The sequence below is a fragment of the Enterobacter sp. E1 genome (genome assembly GCF_016809815.1).
GTDB lineage: Bacteria > Pseudomonadota > Gammaproteobacteria > Enterobacterales > Enterobacteriaceae > Enterobacter > Enterobacter adelaidei.
Genome location: NZ_JAFBJM010000001.1, coordinates 986,984 through 1,013,212 on the forward strand (window position 1 = coordinate 986,984; position 26,229 = coordinate 1,013,212).

Below are 26,229 nucleotides of genomic sequence, written 5' to 3' on the forward strand. Positions count from 1 at the left end.
TTTTTCGATAACAACGACCTCGCAGCCTGTGAATTTTATAAACTGTCTTTATTATTTTAAGAAAACAGTTCTTCTATAAATTCTGAGAACGAATCAGCGACCAACTCAACCTCTTTATCATCCATCAGAAAAATAAATACCTTCCCTAATGAATCATCAGATTTGAGAGATAGTAGAAAAGTGTTCCCCCCGTCATCATAAGCAAAAGGAACCATATTCCTTAACTCGCCAAACGACTCGATAAGGTCACGATAGAGTTGCTCAATTGGCAGGTCACCATATTTTATAGGGTTAAAACCGCCAAGCATAAAAGGATTACCATCTTCATTATCATTAGGATACCCACCATTATTTTTAAGATAAAAATCAAGAAATGATGCGGGAAGATGATGATCAAAGTACGCATTGAACGCGTTTATTTCGTCTACAGTCAGTTTATTTTCTGAATCAGTAAGATACATTAGCATTTTCCTCCAACGGTTCTGCGGGCACGGTTTCTAGCTGGATGAGTATAGGCATTTCCAGTGGCAGCCTTGTACTGACTAACGCCACCAGTATGCGAAATTCCCTGATGAGCACTTTGTTTAACCAATTGCATAGTCCCTTTGTTAGTTTCAGGATTATAATCATCAAGATGGTGCCAGACATAACCACTTGGCGTCGTTTTTTGATTCAATCCAGCCTCTATATTTGCAGCATGGAAATCTTGCAAATAATCTCCGGTATATTCAATAGAAACAACAGGATTAATGCCGGCTTTATTATACAAGGCATTACTTCCAGAATAATCCAGCCCGCCAGTAGGGGTTTGAACAACACCACTGTATCCACGCTCACTAAGCTTTGCGATTGGGTCAACGGCAAGACCCAGCGGATCAATCCACCCCAACGGATTCGGCGCATACTGATAAAGGTTCCATCCGCCATTCAACCCAATCGGATCCTGCACAATAAACCGCCCGAGCTGCGGGTCGTAGTAGCGGAACAGGTTATAGTGCAGCCCCGTCTCACCATCAGCGTACTGCCCGGCATAGCGAAGCGGCTGGTGAGCCATCGCCGTGCGATTCACAACCCGTGAGAACCCTTCGCTCTGATGGCGTACCTCGCCAAAGCTGCCGTACTGGCCGCTCCAGCGCACCGTGCCATGCTCGTCGGTCACTTCCAGCGGCGCGCCGTTCAGGTCGGTGTTGAACCAGTAAATCTCACCGCTGCTCTGGTCACGAAGGTGATCCACCCGCGCCAGCGGGCTCCAGGCTTCATTCGGGTCGTAAATATAGGTGATGCACAGCCCGGCGTTCTGCTGCTCCTGCAGCAGACGGTAGCCCTGCCACAGGAAGCGGGTATCGGTGGTGCCGTGCGTCGTGGTGACGATTTTGCGCGTGCGGCGACCCAGCGCGTCATAGTGATAGCGCACCTCAAACCGCCCTTCCGGCCCGGTTCCCCGGGCGGACACCAGACGGTTCTCGGCGTCATAGACATAATGCTGTTCATACAGCCCGTTGCGGCGGCTGACCAGGTTGCCCCAGTGGTCGTATTTCATAAACAGCGCCTGCCAGTGCTGCAGGCGGTTATCCGTCACCGGTACCGCGTCGTCATTGGCAGCGAGGTTATCCGCGGCGTCATAGCTGAACTGCGCGCGGCTGTGCCCCTGGCGGGCCTCGTAGTGCTTCAGCAGACGCCCTTCGGCATCGTAACCGTAATCCACCTCTCCGCGCAGGGTGTCGCTGACGCCGGAAAGCTCGCCGCGCGCGGTGTAGCGATACAGGCGTTCCAGTAGCGCCTGCTCCGGCAGGGTCACGTTCGTGCTCAGTTCGCTGCGCTGCAGGGTGCGTCTGCCGAGGCTGTCATACTGGCGGAGCTGCTCGCGCGCGCCCTGAGTGCGGCGAACTTCACGGTGCAGGCGGTCGCGGGTGAACTCGGTCACCAGCTGCTGTCCGAAGCGGATAGCGCTGACGTGGCCGGAGCCGTAGTGCAGCCAGGCCAGCTTTTGCTCGCCGGGCAGCGTCAGGCTGGTCAGATTGCTCAGGGCATCCCATTCGTAACCGACCGCGCCGTTAATGCCGGATTCGCTCAACACGCGTCCGGCGGTATCGTGGCGGTAAACGATTTCATCGCTTTCGATACCCAGGGCAACGCCCTCAGCTGTCGGCGTACGGCGGATGCGGGTGATTTGACCGCTCAGGTCGCGGAAGTAGCGGTACTCCGCGTGGCGCTGAGTGCGTCCGATCAGCAGCCCGCTGTCGTCATAGCTGAACTGCTGGACGCGACGAGCGATACCGCCATCGGTGGCAGGCCGTCCGTTTTCTTCGAGCGCGCAGAGGAACCCTCGCGCGTCCCATTCCATATGGCGCACGGTCTCGTCCGGGCGCGTTTCGCTGAGCGGTCGGCCCACGGCGTCGTAGGTGAAGCGGTATTCCCCCCCGTTGCCGTTCTCGAGTCGCAGCAGGTTACCGCGCGGGTCATAGCGCCACTGGCGCACGCGGCCAATACGGTCGGTAAGGCTGACCGGGAGGCCGAGCGCGTTATAGGCCCAGCTCACCTCGCTTTCCAGCGGGTCGCGCCAGCCCGTGAGCTGGCCGCGTTCGTTCCACACCAGCGACTCGCGGCTGCCGTCCGGATGGATCACGGCGCTCAGCAACCCGGCACGGCTCCACTCCCGGCGCGTGGTATTCCCTTCTGCATCCTCGCTGGCAATCAGCTGCCCGAAGCGGTCGTAGGTGAAGCGGGTCACGCTGCCGGAGCAGTCGGTGCGCTGCGTCAGCAGCCCCTGGTGATTCCAGACAAGGCGCACCACGCCGCCGATGGCGTCGGTGATGCTCTCCGGCAGGTTTTCTTCATCGTCGGGATAGCGATACGCGGTGGTGCTACCGGCCGGATCCGTTTCCGACAGCAGGCGACCGCGAAGGTCGTACATTGACTGCGATGAGGTGCCGTCCGGGTACACCGTGTGGGTGATGCGGTCGGTCAGACGATGCCAGTGATACTCCGTGCGGCGACCCGCCGGGTCCGTCTCGCTGGTCATACGGCCATATTTGTCCCACGTGCTGCGGCGCATCGCACCGCCGGGCAGAATGACATCGCAGAGCTCGCCGTCGCGGTAGACAAACGTCGTCTGGCGACCGTCGTAATCCGTGAAGCGCGCAACGTTGTCGTCGTCATCCACCAGCCAGTGCGTCTGCGAACCGTCATCGCGGATGGCCCGACGGATGCCGTTATCAAAATCATATTCGAACGTCAGCTGTTCGCCACCGCTATGGCGGAAGCCGACCACGCGAGGCAGGCCGTCAATCTCGCGCCAGCGGTATTCACTCAGCAGGCCATTGGCGTCCTCGTGGGCGCTCATTAGCCCGTCCTGCCAGCTGAAGCGTCGGCGCACGCTACCGCCCCGGCCGGTCACACAGACCAGCCGGCGCTGTTCATCATAAGCGTAACTGACCAGGCAGATCTCGTCATCCAGCCAGGCGCTGGCGAGTCTGTCACGGTCGTAGCGGCAGACCACGCGCTGGCCCGCGCTGTCGGTCAGGGCATGCAGGGTATGATCCGCATTCCACTCGAAGAGAATATCGTTGCCGCAGGGCTCAGAGAGGCGCTGGAGCAGCGACGGAGCATCATCCTGCAGCGGCGCATAATGCCAGCGCTCGCCGCTGACGTCATACACCGACCAGCTGTCGTCAGAGTGATGTTCAAGCCAGCTTTTTTCGCTTTCGCAATAGGTGCGCAGCCCTTTCGGTACCTTCGGGAAGGCGACGTAATCGCCAGACGGTGCGCGCCACACCAGGCCGTCCTGATAAGGTTCAAGGCGGCTTTCCCAGAACAGGCTCCAGCCGCGGCCCAGTACGCTGTCGCCGGGGTTGCCGCTGCGCCAGTAGCGCTGCCAGCGCACCGGCAGACGGGAAGGCAGGACGAAATCCAGCTCATCATCCCCGCTGAGAAACTTCTGTCCGCTGACAATATCCACCGGGCGGGCAATGATCCCCGCCGCCGCCACGCCGGTCATCAGCGTGCCGGCGCGGCAGGCGATACGGGCCAGCTTATTAATGCCAGGGATTTTGCCCAGCAGCTTAGACAGCGCCCCGACTTTGCCGGCCGCACCGCCCCAGCCGCCGATAAGCCCGGCGAACAGCAGGGTAAGATCGGAGACTTTGTAGAGCCACTCCGGGACTTCAGACTGAATGGGCAGGGTTTGCTGCGGATCGCCGCCGATGATGACGTTGTCCGAACCGGTCATCACCTTCGCGTCGCAGGTGGTTCGATCCCCGATACGGGCCGCAGGCAGACCGTTAATAGAGACCCGCGAGGAGCCTTCGGCCATCTGCTGCGAGCCGTCGTCAGAGCACTTCACCGCGCTGTCCGTGGCCATGGCGGCAGGTTTACCGTTGATAAACACATTGGGCGAGCCGGAGGTGATGACGCCTTTCTTCGTCATACTGGATGCCCCGGCGTCTGCGATGCTGTCCCGGGCGGCGGTCGCCAGCTCCCCGGTGTAATACCCCACGGCCAGGCTGGCACCGACGAGCAGGACGCCCACACCAAGACAGGATGCGCCAAGGCCGGCAATAAACATGGCCCCCGCCAGAATCCCCCCGGCGGCGGCAATCAGACCACCGACAATCGTTCCGGCAATCATCCCGGCCAGCGCACCAGAGTGGCCGATATCATCACCAACGCGTGCAGCTTCAAACATAACAACGGTCCCTGAAGTTACTGGTGGAAGCGGAAGCTCCTGAGAAGTTCGCCAAACAGCGCGTTGTCGGCATCGCCGAGCGCGCGCGTGCAGGTCATGGTGAACACCAGAATTTTATGGCTGTCGACAGTAAACACCGCCTGCTGCTGCCAGACGCGTTTCCCGTCGCGCAGGTAGCTGGCATGGACAATTTCACCCTGTAAAAGGCTGTCGCCAAGCGTCGCGTCGCTGCGCTCACCCTGCTTCCAGCCTTTGATGTGTTTTTCCATCAGGGAGAGCTGGCGATCGATATACGCGGCAAGCGTTTCGCCGGGGTTGAGGGCATCGCGGGAGATATTAAACGCTGGTGCATCCGCCGCGGGCGGCGCGAATACGTTTACGGTACGATCCTGATAGCCATCAGGAAAGTTGATCAGTCCTTCACTGAAAAGGCACTGCGAAGATGGTTCTGACATTGAGCGGGTCCCACCACATTTTTTCAGAAGCGGTAAGTTTCGCATATGTGTTTAAGGCTGACTATCCCCAGATTATTGCCCACCGACCATGCAGGAGTGCTCCAGTTCTCTGTACCGATATCGCAAGGTTTCTGGTGAGGCTGATATGAGGAATATGGACGATAATTTTGCGTTCTGCGATACTGATTTACTCACCCGCAAGCATAAAAAAACATCGCCATGACCACACCGACCGCCGATACACTCCAGCTCACACTGAAAAAAATACTGGCGCTCAAACCGCAGGAGAACATTCAACGCCTGCTGGATGCCCTGCTTCCGCAGGCTGAAAAGATGCTGGTCCGCCGTCCACGGAGTTTTTATAAAAATGGTCCGGAGATCTATCTGCTGACCGAAGGTCATTTCTGGCTTCACCGCAAGCAGGATGACCTGGAACTCAGTATGGCCACCGCACCACATATCTTCGGGCTTGCTGAGATACTGATGCCTCTGGGCGACACAACCTACGTTCGCTTTGCACCTGAGAGCGAGGTTTATGTGCTGTCTGGCCAAAAAGCGCAGCAGGTATTCAGTGAGCAACCCTTGCTATGGCAGGATGCCGCGACCGTACTGGCGTTTCATCTGCACTTCTCCACCTGGCGAGACCTGCATCTGCTTAACGACAATGCTTACGATACTGTCCGTGGAAAGCTGCTGGAACTGGAGTTAAAAGACGATGACTTTCGTCAGGCACGCTCCATCCTCAGTTATATTCAGTCCACCACTAAGCTGTCCCGCAGCACAGTCCTGCGGATCCTCAAAGACCTGACCGAAGGCGGCTACGTGGAAGCGCAGCGAGGGAAACTGATCCGTATTGTTCACCTTCCGCTGCGCTATTAAGTGCTATTTTTTACGGGCCACCAGCCTCATCACCACCACGTAAAACACCGGGACGAAGAAGATGGCGAGTAACGTGGCACTGATCATCCCGCCCATCACCCCAGTACCGACGGCATTCTGGGCACCGCTTCCTGCACCATCGCTGATCACCAGCGGCAGGACACCCAGAATGAAGGCCAGCGAGGTCATCAGGATCGGTCTCAGTCGCATGCGTACCGCCTGCAACGTGGCCTCCAGCAGAGGGCTCCCCTCTTTTAACATCAGATCCCGGGCAAACTCGACGATCAGGATAGCGTTCTTCGCTGACAAACCGATGGTGGTCAGCAGCCCGACCTGGAAGTAAACATCATTGTTCAGGCCACGCAGCATGGCCCCTGCCAGTGCGCCAATGATACCCAGCGGCACCACCAGCATCACGGCGAACGGAACGGACCAGCTCTCATACAGGGCAGCAAGGCAGAGGAACACAACCACCAGTGAGATGGCGTACAGCGCGGGAGCCTGATTGCCCGACTGCTGCTGTTGCCAGGACATGCCGGTCCACTGATAGCCAAACCCGGTTGGCAGTTTGGCGGCCAGTTTTTCCATCAGCATCATTGCCTGCCCTGAACTGCGCCCGGGTGCAGGCTCACCCAGGATCTCCATGGATGACTGGCCGTTGTAACGCTCCAGGCGTGGTGAACCATATTCCCAGCGGGCGCGGGCAAATGCCGAGAACGGTACCATCTGGTTGTGGTTCCCCTTGACGTACCAGCTGTTGATGTCATCCGGTAGCATGCGATACGCCTGATCGGACTGCACGTAGACTTTTTTCACTCTCCCCCTGTCGAGGAAATCGTTCACGTAGGTGCCACCCAGCGCAGTAGAGATGGTGTTATTGATTGCGTCATTGCTCACGCCCAGTGCTTCCGCTTTTTGCTGATCGATATCCAGTTTCAACTGCGGGGCATCTTCCAGCCCGTTTGGCCGGACTTTGGTCACCACATTGGGGAACTTACGCGTCATCATCAGCAGCTGATTTCGCGCCTGCGTCAGCGCGGCATGGCCACGGTTGGCTTTGTCGATCAGCTCAAAGTCGAAGCCAGTGGCGGTGCCCAAATCCGTAATGGCAGGCAGATTAAAGGCGAAAGCGACGCCGTCATGAATCGTGCGGGCAAACGTATGATTGGCACGTTGAATTATCGCCTCCACGCGGTTTGCGGCACCGTGACGCTGAGACCAGTCTTTGAGGCTGACAAAAGCAATACCGTTGTTCTGACCGTTGCCGTTAAAACCAAAGCCCGCCACGGTGAACACCGAATTCACATTCGCTGCTTCATTATGCAGATAGTAGCGCGTCACCTTATCCAGACTCGCCTGAGTCCGTGACTGCGTCGCCCCGGCAGGCAACTGCACCATGTTCATAAATACCCCCTGGTCCTCATCTGGCAGGAACGAGGTAGGCAGGAAAACAAACATCGCGGCCATGCCGGCGACAATCAGCAGGTAAATTGCCATCATGCGCCCGGTCTTGTTGACGATGCGCGCCACACCGTTCTGATAGCGATCGGCATTGGTGTCGAACATCCGGTTAAACCAGGCAAAAAAGCCCCGCTGCGGCGCATGGTTGCCCGGCTTCAGAAGAGTGGCACACAGCGCAGGCGTCAGGATCATGGCCACCGTCACGGACAGTACCATCGCCGACACGATGGTGACGGAGAACTGGCGATAAATCGCCCCTGTCGAGCCGCCAAAGAAGGCCATCGGTACAAATACCGCGGAGAGAACCATCGTAATACCGACCAGCGCCCCCTGGATCTGCCCCATTGATTTGCGGGTCGCTTCGACGGGGGAAAGCCCCTCCTCGGTCATCACGCGCTCGACGTTTTCGACCACTACAATGGCATCGTCGACCAGCAGGCCTATCGCCAGGACCATCCCGAACATGGTCAGTGTGTTGATGGAGAACCCACAAGCGGCCAGCACCCCGAACGTGCCCAGCAACACCACAGGTACAGCAATGGTCGGGATCAGGGTGGCACGGATGTTCTGCATAAACAGGTACATGACCAGGAACACCAGCACTATCGCTTCAAGCAGCGTTTTCACCACATCGTGGATAGATATTTTCACAAACGGTGTGGTGTCGTACGGATATACCACCTTCATTCCCGCCGGGAAAAACGGTTTCAGCGTGTTAATTTCGGCTTTTATGGCTTTCGCTGTGTCGAGCGCGTTCGCGCCAGTGGCCAGTTTGATCCCCAGCCCAGCCGCTGCCTCGCCGTTGTATTCTGCGCTGGAGCTGTAGTTTTCACTGCCCAGCTCAACGCGCGCCACATCACGCAGGCGAACCTCTGAGCCATCTTCATTGACGCGCAGAATAATGTTACCGAACTGCTCCGGCGTGCTTAAGCGGGTCTGAGCGATGATAGAAGCATTCAGACGCTGGGATGCCGGAGCCGGTAACGCCCCAAGCTGTCCACCCGCAATCTGGTTATTCTGCGATTTGATCGCTTTTACAACCTCTTCCGTGGTGAGCTGGTAGTTGTTCAGCTTGTTCGGATCAAGCCACACGCGCATGGCATACTGCGCACCAAACAGCTGCACCTGCCCAACGCCCTGCGTCCGGCTGATCGGATCCTGCACGGTCGATGCCACATAATCGGCCAGATCGGCCTGTGTTAAGGCACTGCCCTTCTCACCGGTGAACCCGACAACCATCAAAAAGCTGCTGCTGGCTTTCTGAACATTAATGCCCATACTCTGCACCGTGGCAGGCAGAAGCGGCATCGCCAGCTGCAGCTTATTTTGCACCTGAACCTGGGCGATATCAGGATCGGTTCCGTTTTTGAATGTCAGCGTCACAGTGGCATTGCCCATCGCGTCGCTGTTGGAAGACATATACATCAGGCCGTCGAGGCCGTTCATCTTCTGTTCGATAACCTGCGTCACCGTGTCTTCCACGGTTTTGGCATCAGCTCCCGGATAGCTGGCGGTGATCTGCACAGCGGGTGGTGCGATGGTCGGATACTGCGACACGGGCAACTTCAGAATCGACAGGCCACCGGCAAGCATCAGCACAATGGCGATCACCCAGGCAAAAATCGGACGGCTAATAAAGAAGTTCGACATTATTTGCCCCCCGCACGATTGCCAGGCGCCCATGCTGCCATGCTGTCATCTTCGGTTGGCAAAACGGTCATCCCCGGTCGCAGCATCAGCTGACCTGTAACGATCACCCGGTCACCTGCCGATAACCCCGCCGTGACACGCCATTGATTACCCGTGGCCTGCGCAGCCTGAACGCGACGCATCTGCGCCCGGTTGTGGCTGTCCACCACCATCGCCGTTGCATCACCGCGCGGTGTACGGGTAATGGCCTGCTGCGGCACCAGCAAGGCATCGGTACGCATCCCTTCAGTGAGATGCGCACGGACAAACATTCCCGGCAGCAACGTGCTGTCAGGGTTTGGACACACCGCGCGCACCGTAATCGACCCTGTTGTTTGGTCAACAGTGACATCAGAAAACTCAAGCTGGCACTTACTGGGATACAGACGACCATTATCCAGCTGCAGCATGACGTCTGCCTGCCCGTTCTGCTGTGTGATCTGGCCTTTTGCCATCTCGCTTTTCAGCGCCAGAAAATCATCGCTGGACTGCGTCACATCGATATAAACCGGATCCAGCTGTTGCACCGTCGCAAGCGCTGAAGACTGACTGTCGGTGACCAGCGCCCCTTCGGTCACGGAAGATTTACCAATCACGCCTGAAATTGGTGAGGTCACTTTGGTGTAGTTGAGGTTGATTTGCGCCTGTTCGACCACCGCTTTCTGGGCTACAACCTGGGCATCAGCCTGCTGGGCGTTAGCCATCGCCGTGTCATAGTCCTGCTGGCTGACATAATGGGTTTTTATCAGCGCGCGGTAGCGGTTCGCCGTGAGATGCGCCTGAGTGGCCGCGGCGGTGGCTTTTGCGAGGTCGCCTTTGGCACTGTTCAGCGCGGCCTGATAGGACGCAGGATCTATCTGATACAGGGACTCGCCCTCATGCACATGGCTTCCCTCCACGAAATTTCGTTTCAGGATGATGCCGCTGACCTGCGGACGCACATCAGCCACCCGAAATGCCGATACCCTGCCTGGAAGTTCGGTTTGTACAGGCAGTGACTGGCTGCGCAGTGTAACCACGCCCACCGGATGGGGAGCCTGTGCGCCGGGCACCGGGGCGTTGCGGTCGCACGCGGTGAGTAGCAGAGAGCAGGATATGACCAGCCCTCCGAGTAAACGGGAATAATTGTTTTTCATCTCTTTAGCCTTTCAGTCCGAAGTTTGTTTTTTTAATATCGCCACGAACTATATCGGCCCGAATAAATAACGGGAGTGTCATTTGGTACTTTGTAAAAATTGACCTGAATAATCATTTCACCTTACTGTTTATTGCGTATCGTCAGATACGTTCCATCCTTGAAAGTCCGGTTTCTCTGCCACGGCATATTGGTGGCAGAGTTTTTTCGCCCCATAATTTCGGTGAAAGTTCCAAATGAGACTTTTTAAGGAAGCTATATCAGCTACAGTGAATACCACTTATTAAAATGGAGAAATATCCCATGAAATTTCCTACTATCATATTAGGCTTATCGACTTTCATCTTCTCAGGCATGACGCTGGCTGCGGAGCCACTGGCACCTCAACCAGAAACGTTTGGCAGCGTGTTACAGCTAGATAAATCGCAAAAAACGCAGCTCATTAACCTGCATGCTGATGCACAGGAGTGCATGAACAATATCGATGCAAGCCAATTTAATCCGCAGGCGTTTTTAAAAATGGTTAAAACGGGTAACGTGGATGAGAAAGTATTTAAGCAACAAATAGCGATCCAGAATGGACTGCATGAACAGGCGGCACATTGTCGAATTACGTACTACACCAACGTCAGTAAAATGCTCACACAGGAGCAAAAAAAGAAACTCGTGGAGATGTATAAGCAGCAGGCCGCAGGGTAATTTCGCAAACCTGTTATTCATCGTGTTGCAGGCCGGGAAAACACCCCGGCATGCTCTTTCCGGAAGCCGCCTCGCAATACTGCATCACATGGCCTGGCGGCGGGCGGAGTTGTGAAAGAGCAGAATTTCGGCCAAATACAACTCTATTTTCCTGGTAATTGCCTGTGGTAAGCCATCTGTTACTCTGGCTGTGCTCACGGGATGACAAGGAAAAGAGATGCTGAATCCAGGATTCGTTACCCGCCCTGACGCTATTCTGCCGTTAATTGCCAGTTTTGATATCCAGCAAGATGCCGTTATTCGGCGCTTAATGGCATTAAGGAAAATTCCACTAAAAATCCTGCGCAATCAGCAGGCTCAGGCAGCCGGTGATTTTGGCTTGCACAGTTTTATCCTGTTGAAAAGCTCGGCATCAGAGCTCTGCTATGGCTTAAGAGGACAATTCTGGCGGGCAGATTTCGGTTTGGAAAACGTGCCGGATGCCAGTGCATATCAGGCGCCAGTTTCGCCGGGCAGCAGAGCGGATATGCTCTGACATCTCCTTTCTTCCCGTATAAGGATGCGCTACTCTCACCAGTGCGTTCTCGACCAGCACGGTTCGGAACCTGTCGGCTTGCCAGCAAAAGGATAAAAAATGAAAAAAATAATTCCAGAATATACACCCGTTGATTTATCGCGTTGGGCAAGAAAAGAGCATTTTGAGGTATTTCAGGGGTTTGCTCAAAGTACATTTAACCAAACGGTTCTGATAGACATTACCGCGCTGCTGAAACATATAAAAGAGGTTGGCTGGAAATTCTACCCTACGATGATTTTCCTCCTTGCTAAAATTGTCAACAGGCATACGGAGTTTCGTATGGCCATAAAGCACAATGAGCTTGTCATTTGGAATGAAATTCATCCCAACTATACTATTTTCCATAATGAAACAGAGACCTTTTCATCAATGTGGAGCCATTACGATGGCAATATTCAACACTTCCAGAATACTTATTCAGAAGACGTTGCACGCTATGGTAATAACCTTGCATATTGGCCTAAGGAAGAGTCTCGGGAAAATATATTTTTCGTATCGGCTATTCCCTGGGTGAGTTTTACCAGTTTTAATGTCAACGTTGCTAATATGCAGAACTTTTTTGCTCCGATGTTCACTCTCGCAAAATATTACGAACAAGATGGGAAAGTACTGTTACCTCTCGCCGTTCAGGTACACCATTCCGTGTGCGACGGTTTCCATGTGGCAAGACTGTTCAATGAATTACAAGAACTCTGTAATGACTTGCCACATCAATAGAAGGAAATAGGGGGTATATTAATCAGACATCAACGATCGATTCTGAATGTCCCGCAATGGATGCCAGCGCTCCCCTCTCTCTAAGACCGCTTTCTCCTTTATCCCGGACCTTCACTCCCTGCCGCCAGCAGTGGCACTACCACGTCGCTAATGGGAACCGGGATACCGTGCGCGCGACCATAACGTTGAATAACACCGTTACGAATATCCCACTCCAGCGGCCGGTTGGCCTGACGATCTGCGAGGATCGATGTGCCTAAATCGGCAGGTGCATGCTGGAAGTTTGTCAGGATCTCTTGTGCCACCTCATCGTCCAGGTTTGCCCCCTCGGCACGAGCGACGGCCAGCCCTTCACGCAAATACGCAAGCGCCAGCTCGCTAATATCCTCGCGAGAGAACATCCCGGCGCGACGATTGGCCAGCACCATCAGGCCAGCCACCGCATTTTGCAGCAGTTTGCGCCATGCCACACTGGAGAAATCTGCCGACAGTTCAACCGCACAGCGTGTGCCACGCAGGGCATCGACCACTCGTTGTGCCTGCGGGACATCCCGCAATGTCAGACGCGGTTTGGCGCGCAGCCATACTGAGGCATCCGGCTCACGCTGCGCCGGGAACCAGACCACCGACGGCAGTACCGTTGCGCCGTTGACCCACGGCTCAAGCTGAGCTTTTTGCTCAACGCCATTTTGCAGGGCGCAGACCACGGTGTTTTCGTCACACAGCACGCGCAGCCATCCGGCGCTGTCGGCATTTTGCGTCGTTTTTACCGCCACAAAAACGAGATCAACGGGGAGTGTAATGATACTCGGATCCGTTAATACCGGACCGGGCACCACCGTTTCCCCCTCATCGTGACGCAAACGTAATTCCGGGTGCGCGGTGCGTCCGCACAACAGCGGCGTGCGGCCAGCGTCATGCAGCACTGCGGCAATGGTGGTCCCAATAGCACCGGGTCCAATCAGCGCAATGGTTGGATAGTCAGACATGAGTCACTCCCCTTTTGCTAAGCCTGCTAACAGTTATACCACCCTGAGACGAGCGCGCCACCCTCGTTGTCTATACTCAACACATAACAGACAACGGAGTGCGCCATGCCTTTACCCGATTTCCATTCCTCCGAACCTTTCACTCTTGGCATCGAACTCGAACTGCAGGTGGTGAACCCGCCAGGATACGATCTCAGCCAGGACTCCTCAGCCCTTATCGCCGCCGTTAAAAACGACATCAAAGGCGGTGAAGTCAAACACGACATCACCGAAAGCATGCTCGAAATCGCTACTGGGGTGTGTCAGAACATCGACCAGGCGGCAGCACAGCTCTCTGTGATTCAGCAAAGCATCCTGCGAGCGGCAGCGGATCAGCATATTCAGATTTGCGGCGGCGGAACGCATCCGTTCCAGAAATGGCAGCGTCAGGAAGTGTGCGACGACGAGCGCTATAACATCACGCTGGAGCGCTTTGGCTACCTGATTTTGCAGGCGACGGTGTTCGGCCAGCATGTGCATATCGGTTGCCGGACCGGGGATGACGCCATTTATCTGCTGCACGGCCTGTCACGTTTTGTGCCGCACTTCATTGCCCTGGCGGCGGCATCGCCGTACATGCAGGGCACAGACACGAAGTTTGCCTCGTCGCGGCTTAATATCTTTTCCGGATTCCCGGATAACGGCCAAATGCCGTGGGTTAACAACTGGCAGGAGTTTGAAGGGCTGTTCCGCCGTTTGAGTGCCACCAGCATGGTCGACAGCATTAAAGATCTGCACTGGGATATTCGTCCCAGCCCACATTTTGGCACCGTGGAGGTGCGGGTGATGGATACCCCGCTGACGCTCGGCCACGCGATCAATATTGCCGGGTTAATTCAGGCTACGTCACACTGGCTATTGACCGCGCGGCCCTATAAGCATCAGGAGCGGGATTTTCTGCTGTATCGTTTTAACCGTTTTCAGGCATGCCGTTACGGATTAGAGGGCATTCTGACGGACGTTTACACCGGCGAGCAGAAGACTGTTGCAGAAGAGATCGACTGGCTGCTGGAGCAGGTTGCACCGTCGGCCGAGAAACTCGGCGCGACAAGTGCGATAACGGAAATTGCCCTGCTGTTAAAGCAGGGCAAAAGCGAAGCGCAACGCATGCGGGACTTTATTGCAGACGGTGGCTCACTTATCTCCCTGGTGCAAAAACATTGCGAACTATGGGCAACCGCTCCGTAACCCTCTCCCCACCTGGGGAGAGGTGTTTACGTTATACAGCCTTACGGAACCTGCGGGTCAGTCGCTTCTCGATTTCGACGACAAAGAACATCACACCAGCGACCGCCAGGGTCACGAACCAGTAACGCAGCGGTAAGGCTTCCGTACCAAACAGCATCTGCATAAATGGCAGGTAGATAATCGCCGCCTGAAGCAGGAACAGCACACCCGTCACCAGCCAGATCCCTTTGTTCGCCAGCAGGCCGCGGTTCAGGGAGAATGATTCCGTGTTGCGGCAGTTAATCATGTAAACCCACTGGGCACAGACCAGCATCTGTAGCAGCACGGTGCGGATGAACTCCGCGCTGTGGCCGCGCGGGGCCAGCCAGGCTTCAAGTGCAAAGGCCGCAATGGCAATCATGGTGCCGACGAAGGCCACGCGCCACACGGCGTAGGCATCCATCACGTGCTGTCCGGTCTTACGTGGTGGACGACGCATGATGTTGCGTTCGGCGGCCTCAAAGGCCAGCCCGAAGGAGAGCGTGGCGGAAGTGGCCATGTTCATCCACAAAATCAGCACCGGGGTCAGCGGAATGATATTTCCTGCCAGCAGCGCAATGACAATCAGCAGCCCCTGCGCGAGGTTGGTCGGCATAATGAAGAGGATGGTCTTCTTCAGGTTGTCGTAAACGCGACGCCCCTCTTTCACCGCGCTGGCGATGGTGGCGAAGTTATCGTCCGTCAGGACCATGTCCGCAGCCTCTTTGGTCACTTCCGTGCCTTTGATGCCCATCGCGATGCCCACATCCGCCTGACGCAGCGCCGGGGCATCATTAACACCGTCACCGGTCATGCCGACGATTTCACCTTTATCCTGCAACGCTTTCACCAGGCGCAGCTTATGCTCCGGGCTGGTACGGGCGAAGATGTCATACTTCACCGCGGCTTCAGCCAGCCCGGCGTCGTCCATTTTCTCCAGCTGATAACCCGTTACGGCCTGCTCGCTGTTACTGATCCCCAACATCTGGCCGATGCTCATTGCCGTCTGCGGGTGATCGCCGGTGATCATCTTCACGCGGATCCCCGCCTGCTGACAGGCGTTTATCGCCGCAATGGCTTCCGGACGCGGTGGGTCCATCATCCCGGCAATACCGAGGAAGATTAGACCGTGCTTCAGCGCATCGTGGGTTAACGCCTGCTCGCCGCTCGTCGGTTTGAACGCTGCTGCCACCATACGCAGCCCCTGGCGCGCATAGCGCTCCATCTCGGTTTCCCAGTACGCGCGGTCGAAATCTTGTGTACCGTTACGGCTCTGCTGCTGCGCGCACAGGGCGAAAATCACATCTGGCGCGCCGGTAATTAAAATCTGCTCCTCACTGCCGACCTGGTAGTGAGTACTCATGTACTTATACTGCGAGTCAAACGGGATCTTGTTAACCAGCGTGGTCATGACCGGCTCAAGATGAGCTTTCGCTGCCAGTACCTTTAGCGCGCCTTCGGTCGGCCCGCCGGTAATCCCCCACAGACCGCGCTCGTCCTGAATCAGCTGGCTGTCATTACACAGGTCAATGGTACGCAGGTACTGCTCCAGCACGGTGCCAGGCTGGATTTGTATGGGCTCGTCGCTCCCCTCCAGGTAAATATTGCCCACCGGCTCGTAGCTGTTACCATCTACACGATAGCAGCTGTCAGCGGTGATGATGGCTTTTACCGTCATCTCGTTCATGGTCAGGGTGCCGGTTTTGTCCGAGCAGACCACGGTCATTGCTCCCAGAGTTTCCACCGTCGGCAGTTTGCGGATAATGGCCCGCTTACGCGCCATCGCCTGCACGCCCAGAGAAAGGATGATGGAGATAATCGCCGGCAGGCCTTCCGGTACGGATGCTACCGCCAGGCTAATCAGGGAGAGCAGTAACTCGCCCATCGGGATCTCACGAAATACCAGGCTGAAAACAAACAGCGCAGCCATCATTGCCAGAATAATGACGAAGATCGCTTTACCCAGCTTGTCCATTTGTACCAGCAGCGGCGTGCGGTGCTTTTCGATGCCCGCCATCATCTGGTTGATGTGGCCGAGTTCCGTATCCTTACCGGTCGCGGTGACCACGCCAACGCCGCCGCCCGCACTTACGGTCGTTCCGGAGAAGACCATGTTGGTACGATCGCCCAACGGTAATTCACCGTTCAGCGGATAAATGTGTTTATCCACAACCGTGGATTCACCGGTCAAAATCGCTTCTTCTACCCGTAAATTATGCGCTTCGATGAGACGCATATCCGCCGGAATACGATCTCCCGCACGTAATACGATAATATCGCCCGGGACTATTTCAGTTGTCGGTATAGTTTCATGATTGCCGTTGCGAATAACGCGCGCCTCACTGGAGAGCATATTGCGAATACTCTTCAGGGATTTTTCCGCATTACTTTCCTGAACATGGCCAATTAACGCATTAATGACTGCGACACCCAAAATAACCAGCGTATCAACCCAGTGGCCCATTACTGCCGTTAATACGGCGGCGGCCAGCAGAACGTATATCAAAACATCATTAAAATGGGCCAAAAAACGCAGCCAGGCGGGTTTACCTTTTTTCTCCGGCAGCGCGTTCGGACCAGATTTTTGCAGACGCGCCTGCGCCTCTGCACGGTTCAGACCGCTGGCCTGGCTCTGCGTGTGGGTAAGCACCTGCTCGACGCTCTGCTGATATGCCAGCCCGCCGGAAGGCGGCACGTTTGGGGACAATTTTTTTTCAGTCATCGTATTTTTCCTTCAATATCCGGTGAAGAGAAGCCTGAATTCCTTTCTGGCTTAAATAAATTCATTTTAAAGTCTTGCGGGTAAAATTGATCTACCGCAATATAATTGCGTCTCGGTTATTCAAAACTGCTTAAAACTATTTCGATGAGCTAATTTTTACAAAATGTTTCTAAACCAAATCTAAACGAGGAGGAACCATGTTTGGTATTTATCGCGGGCGCCGCCTGGCGTTATACATTATCGCAGCCATTGTTATTGCCACGTTAATTGGTTATAGCACCTATACATTTGTAAAATTATTTTCGTAACGCAGACATTTATTGACATAACGCGATATTAATTTAATTGTCTGCCGGATAATATTTTATTCCTGTGATTGACACACAGATTACGGCGATTATTTTCTTGAAATCGAGTAGGCGGGTTTATATTGCTTTACGTTCCGGGATGCCGGACAATGACATTTTTAACTGACGATTAACATTAAGATGAAACACCCGTTAGAATCACTGCTCACCGCGGGAGGCATTTTATTGCTGGCCCTGCTTTCGTGCCTGCTGCTTCCTGCGCCCTCGCCTGGGCTGGTGCTGGCGGAGAAACTGGTTACCACCTTCCATATGGTCGATCTTAACCAGCTTTACACCATTTTGTTCTGCCTGTGGTTTTTACTGCTTGGGGTTATCGAATTCTTCGTGTTGCGTTTCGTCTGGCGTCGCTGGTTTTCACTGGCGTCGTAAGCCATAAAAAAGCCGGGTAATGGCTACGCCTTACCCGGCCTGAATTTCGATATGTTCAATGCGCCCGGCTATGATTCTCTTTGCGGTATGCTCCGGGCGGCTGGTTGAACGTGCGGGTAAAGATGCGCGTAAACGTCTGCTGCGAGTCATACCCGTAGCGCAGGCAGATTTCATAGACGCGCTCGTCTGATTCGCGCAAATCGCGCGCCGCCAGCAACAGCTTGCGTTCACGGATATAACGTCCCAGACTCTCCCCTTTGTACTGCATAAAGAGTCTCTGCAGGTGCCATTTCGAGTAACCCGCGTGGCGAGCAATCTCGTCAATACGTAATGGCTGATGCAGGTTGTCGTCGATCCACTCGACGATGGTATCAATGACTTGAGCGGAAATGGTCATACAGCTCTCCCCTTCTGCTTCTCGTTTAAACATTATTCCCACCATTCACGAAATGTTTGCGTGGTATCGCTCACCCGAACAGGCTCACCCAGCTCCGGTGTCAGCAGCCGATAGTTTTTGTCCTTGCTGGCTTTTGCCAGCTGGATCAGCGGGTCGTTCCATGTGTGTTTCGCCAGTACGAAGCGCCCGTTATGCCCGGGCACGACGGCTTTTGCATTAAGATCGGCTGAAGCCTGCGCCGTTTCATCCGGCAGCATGTGGATGTACTTCCAGTCCTGGTCGTACTGGCCGTTTTCCATAATGGCTAAATCCACCTCGCCAAACTGTTCGCCGATAGCCCTGAAGTGTGGGCCGTACCCGGAGTCACCGCTGTAGTAAACCTTCTGCTCTGGCGTAACGAACATAAAACTGCCCCACAAGGTTTGATCGCGTTTGATACCGCGTCCGGAGAAGTGACGCGCCGGCAGTACATGCACCGTCAATTCATCACTGATGTGCACCGACTGGTTCCAGTCTCGCTCGTCGATAATCTCTGGTTTCATCCCCCAGTAACGCAGGTGAGATCCGACACCCAGCGGTGTCACCACACGCTTCACTTTCGGCAGTAATGCCCTGATGGTGGCGTAATCCAGATGATCGTAGTGATCGTGCGAGATAATCAGCAGGTCGATTTCCGGCATGCTCTCAGCGCGCCACGGGTACTCGCCGGCAAATGCTTTATTCAGGAACGAGAACGGCGCGGCGTAGTTACCCAGCACCGGATCGATCAGAATGCGTTTGCCCGCCAGCTGGAGATACCAGGAAGAGTGACCAAGCCACACCAGGGTGTCCTGCTCCAGCGGCAGGCTCGCAAGATCGGTTTTCACCATCGGCAGCGGCTGAGCCGGGCGTGCGTTTTCCGTTTTTTGGGTCAGAAACTCCCACATCGCCACCAGCATATTTTTGTCACCGTTATAACCCGGTGTCGGCAACGTATTATGGAATTTCCCGTCACGATGCTGTGGGGAAGCCTCGACTTCCGTGAGCTGAGCCCCCTGCGGGGACTGGCCAAATCCGGCATTCAGGACAAATGGTAAACTTGCAGCTGAAGCAATAATCATGACAAACACCACGCAGATGAATTGAGGCTTTTTCATATCCTGACCCGAAAACGCGCCCCATCCGATGGTTTGCGCGGGGTAAACTTGATTATGAGTGAGTAAGCACTCATTATAGATGTGATGATAAAGTCGTCAAGACGTTTTCGATCTTTGACATTCCGCGTTGCAGCGTGTCAAAGCACGTGTTTCAATCAGGGTTTTTATAATTGACAGGGGGAAAAATTTAGTGGCACGTCCGAAGAGTGAAGATAAAAAACAGGCCTTGCTGGAAGCCGCAACGGTGGCGTTTGCACAGTCAGGTATTGCCGCCTCAACGGCACTCATCGCCCGAAACGCGGGCGTCGCCGAAGGGACTCTGTTTCGCTACTTTGCTACCAAAGACGATCTGCTGAATGCCCTCTATCTGCACCTGAAGCAGGATCTCTGTCAGGCTATGCTGTCCAACCTGGATCGCAGCCTTACCACGCCAAAAGAGCACACGCGAAACATCTGGAATAGCTACGTTGACTGGGGGATCAAAAACCCTCTCGCTCACGCCGCGATTCGCCAGCTTGGCGTGAGTGAAAAGATCAACGCTGAAACTGAGCAGGCTGTGAAAGAGATGTTCCCCGAGCTGCATGAACTCTGCCGCCGCTCGGTGCGTCATGTATTTATGTCTGATGAATTTAAAACGTTCGGCGATGCGCTGTTTTTATCGCTGGCCGAAGCGACGATGGAATTTGCCACCCGCGATCCTTCCCGCGCCGTTGATTTTAAAGCGCTCGGCTTTGAGGTGATGTGGCGCGGGCTTGCCCAGGAGGAGAGCGATGGAGAGTAAGGCCTTGCAGGAGCACGCAAAACGCGTGGCGCTGGAGCTGCCGTTCACCGAACACTGCTGGCCGTTTGGGCCGGAGTTTGACGTGTTTAAAGTAGGCGGAAAAATTTTCATGATTGTGGCGGTTGCCCACAGGCGCCCGCACGTTAGCCTGAAATCAGACCCGGAGAAATCCCTGCTTAATCAGCAGATCTATCGCGGGATAGAGCCGGGCTACCATCTGAGTAAAAAGCACTGGATTTCCCTTTACGGCACTGACGATGTGACACCGGAACTGGTTACCGACCTCATCAATGATTCCTGGCATCTGGTGGTGGATAAGCTACCGAAAAAAGACCAGAAGTGGATCCGTCCAGCTTGATTGTTCGTCTGAGACGAACAGAATAAGCGCTCGAATTGCACTTATCTTTTTCCGCGTCGCGCTGTAATCTGCTCACCTTTCGCGCCCGCGCTCGGGCGAATTTCATCACCAGGAGTTGTTATGGATATCATTTCTGTCGCCCTGAAACGCCACTCCACCAAGGCGTTCGACGCAAGCAAAAAACTGACCGCTGAAGAAGCGGAAAAAATCAAAACCCTGCTGCAGTACAGCCCGTCCAGCACCAACTCCCAGCCGTGGCACTTTATTGTTGCCAGCACCGAGGAAGGTAAAGCACGCGTGGCGAAGTCTGCTGCGGGCACCTATGTCTTCAACGAACGCAAAATGCTGGATGCTTCTCACGTGGTAGTGTTCTGCGCGAAAACGGCGATGGATGATGCCTGGCTGGAACGCGTTGTGGATCAGGAAGAAGCTGATGGCCGCTTTGCGACATCTGAAGCGAAAGCCGCGAACCACAAAGGCCGCACCTATTTTGCTGACATGCACCGCGTGGATCTGAAAGATGACGACCAGTGGATGGCGAAACAGGTTTATCTGAACGTCGGTAACTTCCTGCTGGGTGTGGGGGCGATGGGTCTGGATGCGGTACCGATTGAAGGTTTCGACGCCGCGATCCTCGACGAAGAATTTGGTCTGAAAGAGAAAGGCTTTACCAGCCTGGTGGTGGTGCCAGTTGGCCACCACAGCGTGGAAGATTTCAATGCCACGCTGCCGAAATCTCGCCTGCCGCTGAGCACGGTTGTGACCGAGTGCTAAACAAAACGGGCCGCTCAGTGCGGCCCGTTACGTTTTACCGGCCGCCAGCATGCCAAATCCGCTCCGCATACCGCCCTATCACCGCCAGCGACGCCGCCAGAATCAGGAAGAACACCACCTTATTCATGCCGTCCCAGAAGTACTCGAAATAGCGGGTATAAAGGTTGATGGCAAGAAACGTCAGACCAAAGCCGCGCAGCATACCGTCGTCGGTTTTCAGGCTGATATAAATACAGATTACCGCAGCCACCGCAAACAGCAGCGCCCACGGCAGAAGCGATGCCTGCGTCACGCTGTACCAGTTATCAATATCGTAATTGCCAAATATCGACATGATCCACAGGGCGACAAACAGGTACGTTAACCCCATTGCTTTGCTGGTCGTGTAGAGCTGTCGCGCCTGCAATAACGCCCGCAGAACCCAGCACAACGCCAGCAGTCCGCCACCGAAGAAGATAAACCGTACCGGGTAGTTCATCCCCAGCCAGTACGCGCCCCAGCCAGATACATAGCCCGTCTCAGCACCAAACCAGTTGCCAAGTGAGAGCAGGAAAAACAGCCACACCAGCCCCGAGCGACCAAAAAAGCCCACCAGCCCGTAAATCACGCAACCTGCCAGGAACAACGGTGCCACGTGGCCGCTGCCGTTATCGAGCCGTTCGCCAAGCTGCCAGAGCGCGATGGCGGTAAAGAAGACCCCAAGGAACAGGATCGCCTCAGTACTGTAGTGCCACTGGGTTTCCCGCCGCTGTCGGCTGAATCCCCACAGGTAAAACAGCACCGCAATCACCGCCGGTAACCCGATGCGGGCGAAAGAAGAGAAAGCGAAGAATTCGATAATACGCGCCATCAACTCACTGTCGGAGAACAGGCTGCCAATGGCGATGATCACACAGGCGAGCGCCGTCCAGAAGGCGTAGCGGCTAAGGCGCTGCCAGTCCATGGAGACGCGTTTCAGGGTCCCGGTCAGCCGTTGGTGTTCGTCGTGGGTTAACACACCGTCCTGTTGCCACTCATCGAGTGCGCGACGTAAAAGCCGCTCCTGTTTTCGGGTCACCTTCATTTAGCCTGCTCCGCCAGCCATTCCATTGCTTTCTCCCCCGCGTCATCCACTGGCAGATAAACCAGCAGTCGCGAACCGTTGCGAGGAGCAGAGTACCAGTACATTTGTTGCAGGGTAAACTCCCCAAGTTCAGGATGGGTGAATAGCTTGAGCTGGTTTTCCACGCCGCGCACCTCGTTGCGCTGGTGCCACAGGGTTTTAAACTCGTCAGATACCGCGAAGAAGCGTGCCAGTTTAGCTTCCCAGAGCGGGTCACCCCGGTGCTCGGCCATCGCCGCCCGGAAATAGGAGACAAATATCGGCAGTACATCGTCGCGCCGGCCAAGACGAGCACGCCACGCAGGATGCGTGAGGAACAGATAAATACAGTTGCGATCTTCCGGTGGGATAGCATTGAAATCGACCCCCATCAGATGACCAAAGCTGTCGTTCCACGCCACGATGTCGAAATTCGGTTTCTGAATACTGGCCGGTTTTGGCATCAGCGTATCCAGCAGACGGCGCGTACCTTCGCTGATCCCCTCGCAGCAGGTCGCCTGCGGTGCTTCACCCGGCGGTAATCCTGCCAACACAAACAGGTGCCGTGCTTCAGTCGGGGTACATTGCAGTGCTTTTGCGACGGCGGCCATGACCGCGCTGGAGGGATTAACATCCCGGCCCTGCTCAAGCCAGGTGTACCAGGTCACACCCACGTCAGCCAACAGAGCGACCTCTTCCCGGCGCAACCCTGGCGTGCGTCGACGACCACTACGCGGAAGGCCGAGACGCTGTGGATCAAGGCTTTCGCGACGGGCACGCAGAAACGCGCCCAGCTGTTTTCGGGTGTCATCCTGAAGTGAGACGACAGGTTCAGACATCAGCGCCATAAATCCCCCTGCATGGTAGTGCCAGTACCAGTATAAGTAAGAACTGGTACCCGTTTATCAGATAGTTGATGCTACGACCATCTGATGAATGACGCAATGGAGTTACCATGAATACGTCAGTTGTTTCACCGGGTCGCGCAGGCCTGATATTGCTGTTAACCGGCCAGATGCTGCCCATGATTGATACCTCAATCACCAACGTGGCGCTGGACGCCATCACCCATTCTCTGCATGCCACCGCCACCGAGCTGGAGCTGATTGTCGCCCTATACGGCGTGGCCTTCGCCGTCTGTCTCGCGCTCGGCAGCAAGCTGGGGGATAACCTTGGCCGTCGTCGTCTGTTTATGTGGGGAGTGGCAATCTTTGGCCTGGCCTCGCTGCTGTGCGGGATTTCGGGGAATATTGAACAACTGCTTGCTGCGCGCATTGTGCAGGGTGCTGGCGCGGCGTTGATCATGCCGCAAATTCTCGCCACGCTGCATGTCACATTGAAAGGTACGGCCCACGCCAAAGCGATAAGCCTGTTTGGCGGGATCGGCGGGATCGCGTTTATCGTCGGGCAGATGGGTGGCGGCTGGCTGGTATCGGCGGATATCGCCGGGCTGGGCTGGCGTAACGCGTTCTTTATCAACGTGCCAATCTGTCTGGTGGTTCTGGCGTTGAGCTGTCGCTATGTGCCGGAAACCCGTCGCGAAACGCCGTCGCGCATTGACTGGGCGGGAACCGTGTTGCTGGCAGTGATCCTCTGCTGTCTGCTGTTCCCGATGGCCCTCGGCCCGCAGTGGCACTGGTCATGGCCGCTGAAGGCCGCGCTGATTGCGATTATCCCGCTGGGATATCTGATGGTATTGAATGCCCGTAAAAAAGAGCGTGAGGATGCCCATCCGCTGATCCCAACGCGTCTGATACAGCTTCGCAGCATTCGCTTTGGCGTGCTGATTGCGATGCTCTTTTTCAGCGTCTGGTCCGGGTTTATGTTCTGTATGGCGCTGACCATGCAAACCGGTCTCGGGATGGCGCCGTGGCAGTCGGGGAACAGTTTTATCGCCCTGGGTGTGACCTACTTTATTTCAGCATGGTTTGCCCCGCGTATGATCGCCCGCTACAGCACCAGCACGATCCTGCTGACCGGGCTGGCGATCCAGATTATCGGCCTGCTGGCGTTGATCGCCACATTCCGCCTCTGGGGCATGAACAACACAACGCTGACCCTGGTTCCGGCGACCGGCCTGGTTGGATATGGACAGGCGCTGATCGTCAACAGCTTCTACCGCATCGGGATGCGCGACATCCAGCCTGATGATGCCGGTGCCGCGAGTGCGATCCTGAGTACGCTTCAGCAGGCGGCACTCGGTCTTGGTCCGGCCATTTTCGGCGCAATTTTGCTGCACGGGCTGAGGAATCATCACGGGGATTATACTCAGGCGATAAACCTCTTCCTGGCCGTCGAAACAGGTTTGATGCTTATCCTTGCGCTGGCGACGTTACGTATGCGTCATCGTCTGTGTCTGCCCGTGGTGAAGACCTGCCACGTCACTAAATAAGCCAGGCAGATTTGCATAACAGGTTTGCAGCCGCCATTATGGGGCTGCATCAATACAGGAGACGTTATGCAGGAATTAATTGCTCAGGTTGAAGAGTTAGGCATTGAAATTAATCACACCACTTCTTTAGTGATTATCTTTGGTATTATTTTTCTTACTGCCCTTATCGTTCATTTTATTCTGCACAAAGGGGTACTGCGCGTTTTTGAGAAACGCGCGCAGGCCAGTAGCCATTTGTGGTTACAGATCATTACCCAGAATAAGTTATTTCACCGTCTGGCCTTTACCCTTCAGGGGATAATCGTTAACGTTCAGGCGGTTTTGTGGCTGCAAAAAGGCAGCGAAGCGGCTGAAATACTCACCACCTGCGCGAAGCTGTGGGTAATGGTCTATGCGCTTCTCTCCTTCTTCTCCCTGCTGGATGTGATATTCAATCTGTCGCAGAAAATGGCCACCGCGTCACAGCTGCCGCTGAAGGGGATATTCCAGGGAATCAAGCTGGTGAGTGCGATTCTGGTTGGGATCTTAATTATCTCCCTGCTGATTGGACAATCCCCCGCCATTCTGATTAGCGGGCTGGGTGCGATGGCCGCAGTCCTCATGCTGGTATTTAAAGATCCGATTCTGGGGCTGGTCGCCGGAATACAGCTGTCCGCCAACGATATGCTCAAGCTGGGCGACTGGCTGGAAATGCCTAAATTCGGCGCGAACGGCACGGTGACGGATATTGGCCTGACCACCGTGAAAGTGAGAAACTTCGATAACACCATCACAACGATCCCAACATGGGCGCTGGTGTCCGATGCCTTTATCAACTGGAGCGGAATGTCGGCTTCAGGTGGGCGACGTATTAAGCGCAGTCTGAATATTGATACCACCAGCATTCATTTTCTCAACGAGCAGGAACAGCAGCAGCTGATTCAGGCGAAGCTGCTTAAGCCCTATATGGCCGCGCGGCACGAGGAAATTTCACTCTGGAATCAGGAGAACGGTGAAGGGGAGTCGGTATTAAACCTGCGTAAGATGACCAATATTGGCACCTTCCGCGCCTACCTGAATGAATATCTGCGCAATCACCCGCGTATTCGCAAAGATATGACGCTGATGGTGCGCCAGTTAGCGCCTGACGCGAATGGTCTGCCGATTGAAATATATGCCTTCACCAACACGGTGATCTGGGCAGAATATGAGGAGATTCAGGCCGACATCTTCGACCATATTTTCGCGGTGGTGGATGAATTTGGGCTGCGTATTCACCAGTCCCCCACCGGAAACGACATTCGATCTCTGGCAGGTGTTATCGCGAAATAAGCATTTAAGC

22 protein-coding genes are annotated in these 26,229 nt (G+C 55.2%); 11 read left to right on the forward strand and 11 right to left on the reverse strand.

All coding sequences use genetic code 11. The features are described 5' to 3' along the window. Positions 1-56 precede the first annotated feature (56 nt). Genes JGF26_RS04875 through JGF26_RS04885 form a run of 3 tightly spaced genes read right to left on the reverse strand, consistent with a single transcriptional unit; the run spans position 57 to position 5,139 of the window. Positions 57-461, reverse strand: coding sequence for an SMI1/KNR4 family protein (locus JGF26_RS04875; RefSeq protein WP_134707255.1), 405 nt, complete (start codon positions 459-461; stop codon positions 57-59). Further along, positions 461-4,684 carry an RHS repeat-associated core domain-containing protein gene (locus tag JGF26_RS04880; RefSeq protein WP_203250357.1) on the reverse strand — a complete coding sequence of 1,408 codons (4,224 nt, stop codon included), beginning with the start codon at positions 4,682-4,684 and terminating at the stop codon, positions 461-463. Before JGF26_RS04880 ends, JGF26_RS04875 begins: the two co-directional genes overlap by 1 nt. A gap of 17 nt (positions 4,685-4,701) precedes the next feature. Next, the gene (locus JGF26_RS04885; RefSeq protein ID WP_134707254.1) at positions 4,702-5,139 is read right to left on the reverse strand and encodes a DUF1795 domain-containing protein; all 438 of its coding nucleotides are present in this window, start codon (positions 5,137-5,139) and stop codon (positions 4,702-4,704) included. A gap of 219 nt (positions 5,140-5,358) precedes the next feature. On the opposite strand from JGF26_RS04885, the gene JGF26_RS04890 reads away from it, so the two are divergent. Continuing rightward, a complete protein-coding gene (locus JGF26_RS04890) occupies positions 5,359-6,018 on the forward strand; it encodes a helix-turn-helix domain-containing protein (RefSeq protein ID WP_134707253.1) in 660 nt (219 codons plus the stop codon). Between the two features lie 3 nt (positions 6,019-6,021). Here JGF26_RS04890 and JGF26_RS04895 read toward each other — a convergent pair whose 3' ends face one another. After that, positions 6,022-9,129: an efflux RND transporter permease subunit gene (locus tag JGF26_RS04895; RefSeq protein ID WP_134707252.1), complete on the reverse strand. Its 3,108-nt coding sequence runs from the start codon at positions 9,127-9,129 to the stop codon at positions 6,022-6,024. Next, positions 9,129-10,304, reverse strand: coding sequence for an efflux RND transporter periplasmic adaptor subunit (locus tag JGF26_RS04900; RefSeq protein ID WP_134707251.1), 1,176 nt, complete (start codon positions 10,302-10,304; stop codon positions 9,129-9,131). Before JGF26_RS04900 ends, JGF26_RS04895 begins: the two co-directional genes overlap by 1 nt. Positions 10,305-10,606: 302 nt before the next feature. On the opposite strand from JGF26_RS04900, the gene JGF26_RS04905 reads away from it, so the two are divergent. The 3 genes from JGF26_RS04905 to catA all read left to right on the forward strand — a co-directional run bounded on the left by JGF26_RS04905 (position 10,607) and on the right by catA (position 12,296). After that, entirely contained in the window at positions 10,607-11,002 is a 396-nt protein-coding gene (locus tag JGF26_RS04905; RefSeq protein WP_164881355.1) for a Spy/CpxP family protein refolding chaperone, read from the forward strand. Positions 11,003-11,219: 217 nt separating this feature from the next. Continuing rightward, positions 11,220-11,537, forward strand: a complete 318-nt coding sequence (locus tag JGF26_RS04910) for a hypothetical protein (protein WP_323673942.1) — start codon at positions 11,220-11,222, stop codon at positions 11,535-11,537. Between the two features lie 99 nt (positions 11,538-11,636). Next, positions 11,637-12,296, forward strand: a complete 660-nt coding sequence (gene catA, locus JGF26_RS04915) for a type A chloramphenicol O-acetyltransferase (RefSeq protein WP_049007426.1) — start codon at positions 11,637-11,639, stop codon at positions 12,294-12,296. Between the two features lie 98 nt (positions 12,297-12,394). Here catA and JGF26_RS04920 read toward each other — a convergent pair whose 3' ends face one another. Next, positions 12,395-13,285, reverse strand: a complete 891-nt coding sequence (locus JGF26_RS04920) for an oxidoreductase (protein ID WP_134707250.1) — start codon at positions 13,283-13,285, stop codon at positions 12,395-12,397. A 105-nt stretch (positions 13,286-13,390) separates the two neighbouring features. Here JGF26_RS04920 and JGF26_RS04925 point away from each other — a divergent pair, with 105 nt between their 5' ends. Beyond that, positions 13,391-14,512, forward strand: coding sequence for a YbdK family carboxylate-amine ligase (locus JGF26_RS04925; RefSeq protein ID WP_108090655.1), 1,122 nt, complete (start codon positions 13,391-13,393; stop codon positions 14,510-14,512). A gap of 31 nt (positions 14,513-14,543) precedes the next feature. Here JGF26_RS04925 and JGF26_RS04930 read toward each other — a convergent pair whose 3' ends face one another. Beyond that, on the reverse strand, positions 14,544-17,252 hold the full coding sequence (locus JGF26_RS04930) for a cation-transporting P-type ATPase (RefSeq protein ID WP_134707249.1): 2,709 nt from the start codon (positions 17,250-17,252) through the stop codon (positions 14,544-14,546). Between the two features lie 488 nt (positions 17,253-17,740). Between JGF26_RS04930 and JGF26_RS04935 the strand changes: the two genes are divergently transcribed. Beyond that, positions 17,741-17,989 (forward strand): DUF1158 domain-containing protein, encoded by a 249-nt coding sequence (locus JGF26_RS04935; protein WP_028018441.1) that lies wholly within the window; start codon positions 17,741-17,743, stop codon positions 17,987-17,989. 55 nt (positions 17,990-18,044) lie between these two features. On the opposite strand, the gene JGF26_RS04940 is transcribed toward JGF26_RS04935, so the two are convergent. Both JGF26_RS04940 and JGF26_RS04945 read right to left on the reverse strand, forming a co-directional pair. Then, positions 18,045-18,386 carry a RamA family antibiotic efflux transcriptional regulator gene (locus JGF26_RS04940; protein WP_028018442.1) on the reverse strand — a complete coding sequence of 114 codons (342 nt, stop codon included), beginning with the start codon at positions 18,384-18,386 and terminating at the stop codon, positions 18,045-18,047. A 32-nt stretch (positions 18,387-18,418) separates the two neighbouring features. Continuing rightward, on the reverse strand, positions 18,419-19,522 hold the full coding sequence (locus tag JGF26_RS04945; RefSeq protein WP_028018443.1) for an MBL fold metallo-hydrolase: 1,104 nt from the start codon (positions 19,520-19,522) through the stop codon (positions 18,419-18,421). A gap of 190 nt (positions 19,523-19,712) precedes the next feature. Here JGF26_RS04945 and JGF26_RS04950 point away from each other — a divergent pair, with 190 nt between their 5' ends. The 3 genes from JGF26_RS04950 to nfsB all read left to right on the forward strand — a co-directional run bounded on the left by JGF26_RS04950 (position 19,713) and on the right by nfsB (position 21,435). After that, on the forward strand, positions 19,713-20,303 hold the full coding sequence (locus JGF26_RS04950; RefSeq protein WP_028018444.1) for a TetR/AcrR family transcriptional regulator: 591 nt from the start codon (positions 19,713-19,715) through the stop codon (positions 20,301-20,303). Then, entirely contained in the window at positions 20,293-20,661 is a 369-nt protein-coding gene (locus JGF26_RS04955) for an MmcQ/YjbR family DNA-binding protein (RefSeq protein WP_028018445.1), read from the forward strand. The genes JGF26_RS04950 and JGF26_RS04955 overlap by 11 nt, the downstream gene beginning before the upstream one ends. A gap of 120 nt (positions 20,662-20,781) precedes the next feature. Next, positions 20,782-21,435: an oxygen-insensitive NAD(P)H nitroreductase gene (gene nfsB, locus JGF26_RS04960; RefSeq protein ID WP_108090658.1), complete on the forward strand. Its 654-nt coding sequence runs from the start codon at positions 20,782-20,784 to the stop codon at positions 21,433-21,435. Positions 21,436-21,469: 34 nt separating this feature from the next. Here nfsB and JGF26_RS04965 read toward each other — a convergent pair whose 3' ends face one another. Both JGF26_RS04965 and JGF26_RS04970 read right to left on the reverse strand, forming a co-directional pair. Further along, positions 21,470-22,498: a DUF2157 domain-containing protein gene (locus tag JGF26_RS04965; protein WP_108090659.1), complete on the reverse strand. Its 1,029-nt coding sequence runs from the start codon at positions 22,496-22,498 to the stop codon at positions 21,470-21,472. Then, positions 22,495-23,364: a helix-turn-helix transcriptional regulator gene (locus JGF26_RS04970; RefSeq protein WP_108090660.1), complete on the reverse strand. Its 870-nt coding sequence runs from the start codon at positions 23,362-23,364 to the stop codon at positions 22,495-22,497. Before JGF26_RS04970 ends, JGF26_RS04965 begins: the two co-directional genes overlap by 4 nt. 107 nt (positions 23,365-23,471) lie before the next feature. Between JGF26_RS04970 and JGF26_RS04975 the strand changes: the two genes are divergently transcribed. Together JGF26_RS04975 and JGF26_RS04980 are read left to right on the forward strand one after the other, a co-directional pair. Beyond that, positions 23,472-24,908, forward strand: a complete 1,437-nt coding sequence (locus JGF26_RS04975) for an MFS transporter (RefSeq protein ID WP_134707248.1) — start codon at positions 23,472-23,474, stop codon at positions 24,906-24,908. A 66-nt stretch (positions 24,909-24,974) separates the two neighbouring features. Continuing rightward, positions 24,975-26,219, forward strand: a complete 1,245-nt coding sequence (locus JGF26_RS04980; protein ID WP_134707247.1) for a mechanosensitive ion channel family protein — start codon at positions 24,975-24,977, stop codon at positions 26,217-26,219. Positions 26,220-26,229: the final 10 nt, after the last annotated feature.

Bases quoted from the DNA above. Each gene is read 5' to 3' on its own strand.
- JGF26_RS04945 (WP_028018443.1), bottom strand. From the start codon at position 19,522: ATGAAAAAGCCTCAATTCATCTGCGTGGTGTTTGTCATGATTATTGCT.
- JGF26_RS04885 (WP_134707254.1), bottom strand. From the start codon at position 5,139: ATGTCAGAACCATCTTCGCAGTGCCTTTTCAGTGAAGGACTGATCAAC.
- JGF26_RS04880 (WP_203250357.1), bottom strand. From the start codon at position 4,684: ATGTTTGAAGCTGCACGCGTTGGTGATGATATCGGCCACTCTGGTGCG.
- JGF26_RS04890 (WP_134707253.1), top strand. From the start codon at position 5,359: ATGACCACACCGACCGCCGATACACTCCAGCTCACACTGAAAAAAATA.
- JGF26_RS04980 (WP_134707247.1), top strand. From the start codon at position 24,975: ATGCAGGAATTAATTGCTCAGGTTGAAGAGTTAGGCATTGAAATTAAT.
- JGF26_RS04975 (WP_134707248.1), top strand. From the start codon at position 23,472: ATGAATACGTCAGTTGTTTCACCGGGTCGCGCAGGCCTGATATTGCTG.
- JGF26_RS04930 (WP_134707249.1), bottom strand. From the start codon at position 17,252: ATGACTGAAAAAAAATTGTCCCCAAACGTGCCGCCTTCCGGCGGGCTG.
- JGF26_RS04910 (WP_323673942.1), top strand. From the start codon at position 11,220: ATGCTGAATCCAGGATTCGTTACCCGCCCTGACGCTATTCTGCCGTTA.
- JGF26_RS04900 (WP_134707251.1), bottom strand. From the start codon at position 10,304: ATGAAAAACAATTATTCCCGTTTACTCGGAGGGCTGGTCATATCCTGC.
- catA (WP_049007426.1), top strand. From the start codon at position 11,637: ATGAAAAAAATAATTCCAGAATATACACCCGTTGATTTATCGCGTTGG.
- JGF26_RS04965 (WP_108090659.1), bottom strand. From the start codon at position 22,498: ATGAAGGTGACCCGAAAACAGGAGCGGCTTTTACGTCGCGCACTCGAT.
- JGF26_RS04875 (WP_134707255.1), bottom strand. From the start codon at position 461: ATGTATCTTACTGATTCAGAAAATAAACTGACTGTAGACGAAATAAAC.
- JGF26_RS04955 (WP_028018445.1), top strand. From the start codon at position 20,293: ATGGAGAGTAAGGCCTTGCAGGAGCACGCAAAACGCGTGGCGCTGGAG.
- JGF26_RS04970 (WP_108090660.1), bottom strand. From the start codon at position 23,364: ATGGCGCTGATGTCTGAACCTGTCGTCTCACTTCAGGATGACACCCGA.
- JGF26_RS04905 (WP_164881355.1), top strand. From the start codon at position 10,607: ATGAAATTTCCTACTATCATATTAGGCTTATCGACTTTCATCTTCTCA.
- nfsB (WP_108090658.1), top strand. From the start codon at position 20,782: ATGGATATCATTTCTGTCGCCCTGAAACGCCACTCCACCAAGGCGTTC.
- JGF26_RS04920 (WP_134707250.1), bottom strand. From the start codon at position 13,285: ATGTCTGACTATCCAACCATTGCGCTGATTGGACCCGGTGCTATTGGG.
- JGF26_RS04935 (WP_028018441.1), top strand. From the start codon at position 17,741: ATGAAACACCCGTTAGAATCACTGCTCACCGCGGGAGGCATTTTATTG.
- JGF26_RS04895 (WP_134707252.1), bottom strand. From the start codon at position 9,129: ATGTCGAACTTCTTTATTAGCCGTCCGATTTTTGCCTGGGTGATCGCC.
- JGF26_RS04940 (WP_028018442.1), bottom strand. From the start codon at position 18,386: ATGACCATTTCCGCTCAAGTCATTGATACCATCGTCGAGTGGATCGAC.
- JGF26_RS04925 (WP_108090655.1), top strand. From the start codon at position 13,391: ATGCCTTTACCCGATTTCCATTCCTCCGAACCTTTCACTCTTGGCATC.